Annotated in this window: 5 protein-coding genes and 1 pseudogene; all 6 read right to left on the bottom strand. The window is 69.1% G+C overall.

Going from position 1 to position 6,535, the window contains the following annotated elements; translation table 11 throughout:
• Nucleotides 1–368, bottom strand: a pseudogene (locus tag AC27IQ_RS17395) (aldehyde dehydrogenase family protein); the annotation flags it as partial.
• A gap of 116 nt (nt 369–484) precedes the next feature.
• Nucleotides 485–1,573, bottom strand: coding sequence for a tartrate dehydrogenase (locus tag AC27IQ_RS17390; RefSeq protein WP_487090206.1), 1,089 nt, complete (start codon nt 1,571–1,573; stop codon nt 485–487).
• A 93-nt stretch (nt 1,574–1,666) separates the two neighbouring features.
• A complete protein-coding gene (locus tag AC27IQ_RS17385) occupies nt 1,667–3,238 on the bottom strand; it encodes an ABC transporter ATP-binding protein (protein WP_487090205.1) in 1,572 nt (523 codons plus the stop codon).
• A 2-nt stretch (nt 3,239–3,240) separates the two neighbouring features.
• Nucleotides 3,241–4,119 carry an ABC transporter permease gene (locus AC27IQ_RS17380; protein WP_317355827.1) on the bottom strand — a complete coding sequence of 293 codons (879 nt, stop codon included), beginning with the start codon at nt 4,117–4,119 and terminating at the stop codon, nt 3,241–3,243.
• A gap of 20 nt (nt 4,120–4,139) precedes the next feature.
• Nucleotides 4,140–5,096, bottom strand: coding sequence for an ABC transporter permease (locus AC27IQ_RS17375; protein WP_272568392.1), 957 nt, complete (start codon nt 5,094–5,096; stop codon nt 4,140–4,142).
• Between the two features lie 37 nt (nt 5,097–5,133).
• Nucleotides 5,134–6,535 (bottom strand): ABC transporter substrate-binding protein (locus AC27IQ_RS17370; RefSeq protein WP_487090204.1); only part of this gene is annotated, 1,402 nt, incomplete at its 5' end.

Genomic DNA, 6,535 nt, shown 5'->3' with positions numbered 1-6,535 from the left:
GCCGTTGCACCATTCGATGTAGCTGGCGGCATAGGCCACCTCGCCCTTGCCCTCGGCCAGGGGCTTGCCCTGCTCCAGCGAGATGAGCGCGCCCAGGTCGTCCTGGTGGGCCAGCACCAGATCGTTCCAGCGCTTGATGATGGCCGCGCGCTGCTTGGCCGGCACCTGGCGCCAGGAAGGAAAAGCGGCATGGGCGGCCTCCAGCGCGGCCCGGGGCCTCGGGGGGCGCCGGAGTCGGGCACTTCGGTGATCACGGTGCCGGTGGCCGGGTCGGTCACGGGCAGCAGCGCGCCGGGGCCGGGGTGCCACTGGCCTGCGATGAAGTTGGCGCTGCGGATCAGGTCGGGGCGGTGGAGGGTCAGGGACAGGGTCAGGGGCATGGCAGGGAAGGAAAGGGGTTTGAATGAAATCGGGCTCCAGTGCAAATGACACTAGGGCATCGTGCTACAAATTCAATAGCAAAAGGAATGGCAGGGCCGATGGGCTAGCGCCTGGCGATGCACGCGGCGATGGCCTCGCCCACCTGCGTGGTGTTGGCCGTGCCCCCTAAGTCGGGCGTCTTCGGTCCGGTCTTGATGACCTCCTCGATCGCCGCCACGATGGCATCGTGCGCCTGCCGTCCCGCGCCCTGGCCTTGCGTCAAGAAGTCCAGCATCAGCGCGCCCGACCAGATCATGGCGATGGGGTTGGCGATGTTTTGGCCGTAGATGTCCGGCGCCGAGCCGTGCACGGGCTCGAACAGGCTGGGGAAGGTGCGCTCGGGGTTCAGGTTGGCCGAAGGCGCCAGGCCGATGGTGCCGGTGGTGGCCGGCCCCAGGTCGGAGAGGATGTCGCCGAACAGGTTGGTGGCGGCCACCACGTCGAAGCGCCCGGGCTGCAGCACGAAGCGCGCGGTGAGGATGTCGATGTGCTGCTTGTCCAGCGTGACCTCGGGGTAGGCCTTGGCAACGTCGTCGGCGCGAGCGTCCCACCAGGGCATGCTGATGGCGATGCCGTTGCTCTTGGTGGCAAGGGTCACGTGCTTTTTGGCGCGGCTCTGGGCCAGGTCGAAGGCGAACTTCAAGAGGCGGTTGGCGCCGTGGCGCGAGTAGACCGATTCCTGGATGACGATCTCGCGGTCGGTGCCCTCGTACATGATGCCGCCCAGCGACGTGTATTCGCCCTCGGTGTTCTCGCGCACGACGAAGTAGTCGATGTCGCCGGGCTTCCTGCCGGCCAGGGGGCACGGCACGCCTTCGAAGAGGCGCACGGGGCGCAGGTTGATGTACTGGTCGAACTCGCGGCGGAACTTGAGCAGCGAGCCCCACAGGGACACGTGGTCGGGTACGGTGGCGGGCCAGCCGACGGCGCCGAAGAAGATGGCGTCCACGCCGGCGAGCTGGGCCTTCCAGTCGTCGGGCATCATTTTTCCGTGGGCGGCGTAGTAGTCGCAGCTGGCCCAGTCGATGGTGCGGCATTCCAGCTCGAAGCCGAAGCGCTCGGCCGCGGTCTGGATGGCCCGCAGGCCTTCGGGCATGACTTCCTTGCCGATGCCGTCGCCGGGAATCACGGCGATGCGGAAGATGGGGTGCATGGGGTGTCTCCGGTAGGGATCGCCTGTGTTTCAGGCCGCGGCGGCCAGCACGGCCGGTGCGCCGGCCCTCTCCTCCAGCCAGCCCTGGCGCAGCTAGGGCACCGAGCGCGCCAGCAGTTCGTAATACGGGTGGTGCGGCCCGCGGTCGTAGTCGGCGCGCGCCACCTGCGCGAGTTTGCGGCCGTGCTGCATGACGACGATCTCGTCGCACACGGAGCGCACGGTGTGCAGGTCGTGGCTGATGAAGAGGTACGACACGCCCAGTTCGCGCCGCAGCTCGGCCATCAGGTCGAGCACGGCGGCACCCACCACGGTGTCGAGCGCGGAGGTCACTTCGTCGCACAGGATCAGGTCGGGGTCGGCCGCGAGCGCGCGGGCCAGGTTGACCCGCTGCTTCTGCCCGCCCGACAGGCCGCCGGGCAGGCGACCCGCCACGCTGTGCGGCAGCTTGACCAGGTCGAGCAGCTCGCGGATGCGCCGCTGCAGCGCCTCGCCCTTCAAGCCTTTGTAGAACTGCAGCGGCCGGGCCAGGATGCGCTCGACGGTGTGCGAGGGGTTGAGGGCGGTGTCGGCCATCTGGAACACGATCTGGATGCGGCGCAGCTCTTCCTTGGTGCGGGCGCCCAGCGTGGTCTTGAGCTCCGAGTTGCCGAACAGCATGGTGCCGTGCCAGGGCTGGATGAGCCCGGCGATGGCGCGCGCCAGCGTGGTCTTGCCCGAGCCCGATTCGCCGATGACGCCGATGGCCTGGCCGCGGTAGAGCTTGATGTTGATGTCTTCCAGGATGAGCGAGGCGGGGCGGCCGGTGGCATCCACCGGGCCGTAGCCGGCGGACAGGTCGCGCACATCCAGCAGCAGCTCGCCCTCGCCCCGGCAGTGCTCGGCCACGCGCGGCGTGGGGCGCGCGGCGGCCAGCAGGCACCGGGTGTACTGGTGGGCCGGGGCGGCGAGGATGTGCGCGGTGGTGTCCACCTCCTGCATCTGGCCGTTGCGCAGCACGAGGATGTGGTCGGCCATTTGCGCCACCACGGCGAGGTCGTGGCTCACGTAGACGGCGGTGGCGCGGCGTTCGCGCACCACGCGCCGAAAGGCGAGCAGCACTTCGATCTGCGTGGTCACGTCCAGCGCGGTGGTGGGCTCGTCGAGGATGACGAGGTCGGGGTCGGTGATGAGCGCCATGGCCGCCATCAGCCGCTGCAGTTGCCCACCCGAGACCTGGTGCGGGTAGCGGTCGCCGATGGTGTCCGGATCGGGCAGCGCGAGTTCACGGAACAGCTGCACCGCCTTGGCCTCGGCCTCGGCGCGCTTCAGGGTGCCGTGGATGCGGGTGGGCTCGACCACCTGGTCCATGATGGTGCGCGACGGGTTGAACGACGCGGCGGCGCTCTGCGCGATGTAGGCCACGGTGCGCCCGCGCAGCGCGCGCTGGGCGGCGGGCGCCAGGTGCAGCACGTCGACGTCGCCGATGCGCACGCTGCCGCCGGAGATGGTGCAGCCGTGCCGTGCGTAGCCCATCAGCGCGAGCGCCGTGGTGGTCTTGCCGGAGCCGGATTCGCCGATGAGCGCCAGCACCTCGCCGGGCGCGATGGTGAAGCTCAGCGCATCGACCAGCGTCTGTTCGCCCGCGGTGATGCTCAGGTCTTGGACGACAACGGATGCCCCCATGTTCAACGCCCTCCGCGTTCGCGGGCCGCACGGCCCGGCAGGTTGTCGATGACGAGATTGACCGCGATGGTCAGGCTGGCGATGGCCAGCGCCGGCGCGATGACCGAGGCGCCGGCGTCGGGCAGCGCGCCGATGTTCTCGCGCACCAGCGATCCCCAGTCGGCCGCGGGCGGCTGGATGCCCAGGCCCAGGAAGCTCAGGCCGGCGAGCAGCAGCACCACGTAGACGAAGCGCAGCCCCAGGTCGGCCAGCATGGGGCCGACGATGTTGGGCAGGATCTCGCGCAGCATGATGTAGAGCGTGCCCTCGCCCCGGGTGCGCGCCACGGTGACGTAGTCGAGCGCATTGATGTTGACGGCCAGCGACCGCGCGATGCGGTAGGCCCCCGGGATGTAGATGACCGCCGCCGTGGCCACCAGCATGGCGACGGACGAGCCGAAGCCGGCCACCAGGATCAGCGCGAACATCTTGCTGGGAATGGCGGTGAGGGTGTCCAGCACGCGGCTCAGAATGGTGTCCACCTTGCCGCCCATGGCGGCGGCGAACAGCGCCAGGGCCGTGCCCGTGCCGCTGGCCAGCAGGGTGGCCAGCAGGGCCACGCCCACGGTGTAGCGCGCGCCGTCGATCACGCGCGCCAGCATGTCGCGGCCCAGGTAGTCGGTGCCCAGCCAGTGTTGGGCGCTGATGGGCGCGAACACGTCGGAGCCGCCGCCCGCCTGCAGCGGGCCCGGCAGCAGCATGGGACCGGCCAGGGCGGCCAGCATCCAGCACAGCAGCACCGCCAGGCCGATCAGGCCGGAGATGCCGAAGCCCGAGAGCCAGCGGCGCACCGCGTGGCGCGGCGTGGCGGGCGGGCCGGAAGGGTGGGTCAGGGAATCCATGGGTCGGCCCTTCGGTGTGGTCAGCGGTGGCGCAGGCGCGGGTTGGCGAGGATGCCGCACACGTCGGCCGCCGTCACCAGGATCAGGTAGCCCGCGCAGAAGATCATGGCGCAGGTCTGCACCAGCGGCATGTCGCGCTGGGTCACGCCATCGACCATGAGCTTGGCGATGCCGGGGTAGTTGAAGATGGTCTCGATGATGATGACGCCGCCCAGCAGGTACGACAGCGACAGCGCCACCGCATTGGCGATCGGCCCGATGGCATTGGGCAGCGCGTGGGCCATGACCATGCGCAGGGGCGAGGCGCCCTTCAGGCGCACCATCTCGATGTAGGGCGCCTCCAGCTGGTCGATGACGGCGGCGCGGCTCATGCGCATCATCTGCGCGACGATCACGCAGCACAGGCTGAGCACGGGCATGGCGAAGGCCCGCAGCATCTGCCCCACCGATTCGATGTCGCTCACGTAGGACAGCGCGGGCAGCCATTTGAGCTTGACGGCGAACACCAGCACCGCCAGCGTGGCCACCAGGAACTCGGGCACGGACACCACGGCCACCGCCGCCGACGAGGCCAGGCGGTCGAACCACGAGCCGCGCCACACGGCCGAGGCGATGCCCAGGGTGAGCGCGATGGGCACCGAGAACAGCGCGGTCACGGCCGCCAGCAGCAGCGAATTGGGCAGGCGGCTGGCCACCAGTTCGCCCACCGGCATCTGCGTGGTGACCGACTGGCCCAGGTCGCCGCGCACGATGCCGCCCAGCCAGCGCAGATAGCGCAGCGGGGCCGGCACGTCCAGCCCCATCTGGGCGCGCAGCGCGGCGAGGGCCTCGACCGTGGCGTCCTGGCCCAGCTGCTCCTGCGCGGCGTCGCCCGGCAGCACGGCGGTGATCGAGAAAACGATCACCGAGACCGCCAGCAGGGACAGCAGCGCCAGCAGGATCCGCTGGACCAGGAGCTTGAGAATCACACGGTTCATGGCGCGGCGGCTTCCAGTGCTCGGTGCGTGCGGGGCGTCAGGCTTCGAGCCAGACGTGCTCGGCGAAAGAGTAGCCCATCAGGCCGCCCAGCGGAATCGGGGACAAGCCCTTGAGCTTGGTGGAATGCCCGTCGATGCTGGCCAGGAACAGCGGAATGCCGATGCCCGCCTCCTGGTGGATCATGGTCTGCATGTCGGCGTACATCTGGCGGCGTTTGGCCAGATCGGTCTCGGCGCGCGAGGCCAGCAGCAGCTGGTCGAACTGCGGGCTCTTCCAGCGCGATTCGTTCCAGGCCGCATCGGACTTGAAGAACTGCGTCAGGATGGTGTCGGCACTGGGGCGCGGGTTCACGTTGCCAAAGCCCACCGGGCTGTTGAGCCAGTGGTTGGACCAGTAGCCGTCGGCCGGCATGCGCTTGATGTCCAGGTCCAGGCCGATGCGCTGGCCCGACTGCTGCAGCAGCAGCGCGGTCTCGGTCGAGTACATGGCGGCCGGCGAGGTGACCACCGGCACCTTGCCCGTCACGCCCGACTTCTGCAGGTGGAACTTGGCCTTGTCCAGATCGAACGTGCGCTGCGGCAGGTCCTTGAAGTAGAACCGGTTGGTCGGGTCGATGGGCTGGTCGTTGGCGATGACGGCGTAGTCGAGCGCGATGCTCTTTTTCATCTGCTCGCGGTCGAACAGGTACTTCATCGCCAGGATGAAGTCGGGGTTGGCGCCCGGGCCCATGTCCTTGCGCAGGATGAGGTCGGAGTACTGGCCCGACTGCGTGGTGAAGATGGCGTAGCCGGGCGTGCCCTTGACCCGTGCCACGGCGCGCGGATTGACCGAGGCCACCAGGTCCATGCCGCCCGACAGCAGCGCGTTCACGCGGGCGCTCTCGTCGCCGATGCCCACGAACTCGATCTCGTCCAGGTAGGGCTTGCCGGGCTTCCAGTAGGCGTCGTTGCGCACCATCAGCGACCGCACGCCGGGCTTGAACTCCTTGAGCTTGTAGGGGCCGGTGCCGATGCCGGCGTTGAAGTCGGTGGTGCCTTCCTTGACGATGTGGAAGTGGAAGGTGCCCAGGATGACCGGCAGGTCGGCGTTGGGCGCGCTCAGCTCGATGGTCACCTCGTTCGGGCCCGAGGCCTTGACGGTCTCGATCTGGTCGGCCAGCACCTTGGCCTTGGAGGCCGTGGCCGGGTCCTTGTGGCGCAGGATGGAGAACACCACGTCGGCCGGCGACAGGGCCTTGCCGTCATGGAAGGTGACGCCCTTGCGCAGGGTGAACACCCAGGTCTTGGCGTCCTGCGTGGCGGACGATTCGGCCAGCGCGGGCTGCGGCGTGAGCGAGCCGTCCAGCACGAACAGGCCGTTGTAGAGCATGGTGCCGCGCGAATAGTCGGTCTGGTTGGACTGCTTGGCCGGGTCCAGCGTGTCGGTGGCCGCGGCCGTG

Source organism: Acidovorax sp. KPB24-07 (assembly GCF_057543315.1).
Note: the sequence above shows the minus strand (reverse complement) of the source record. Positions and strands in the feature narration are given on the sequence as shown.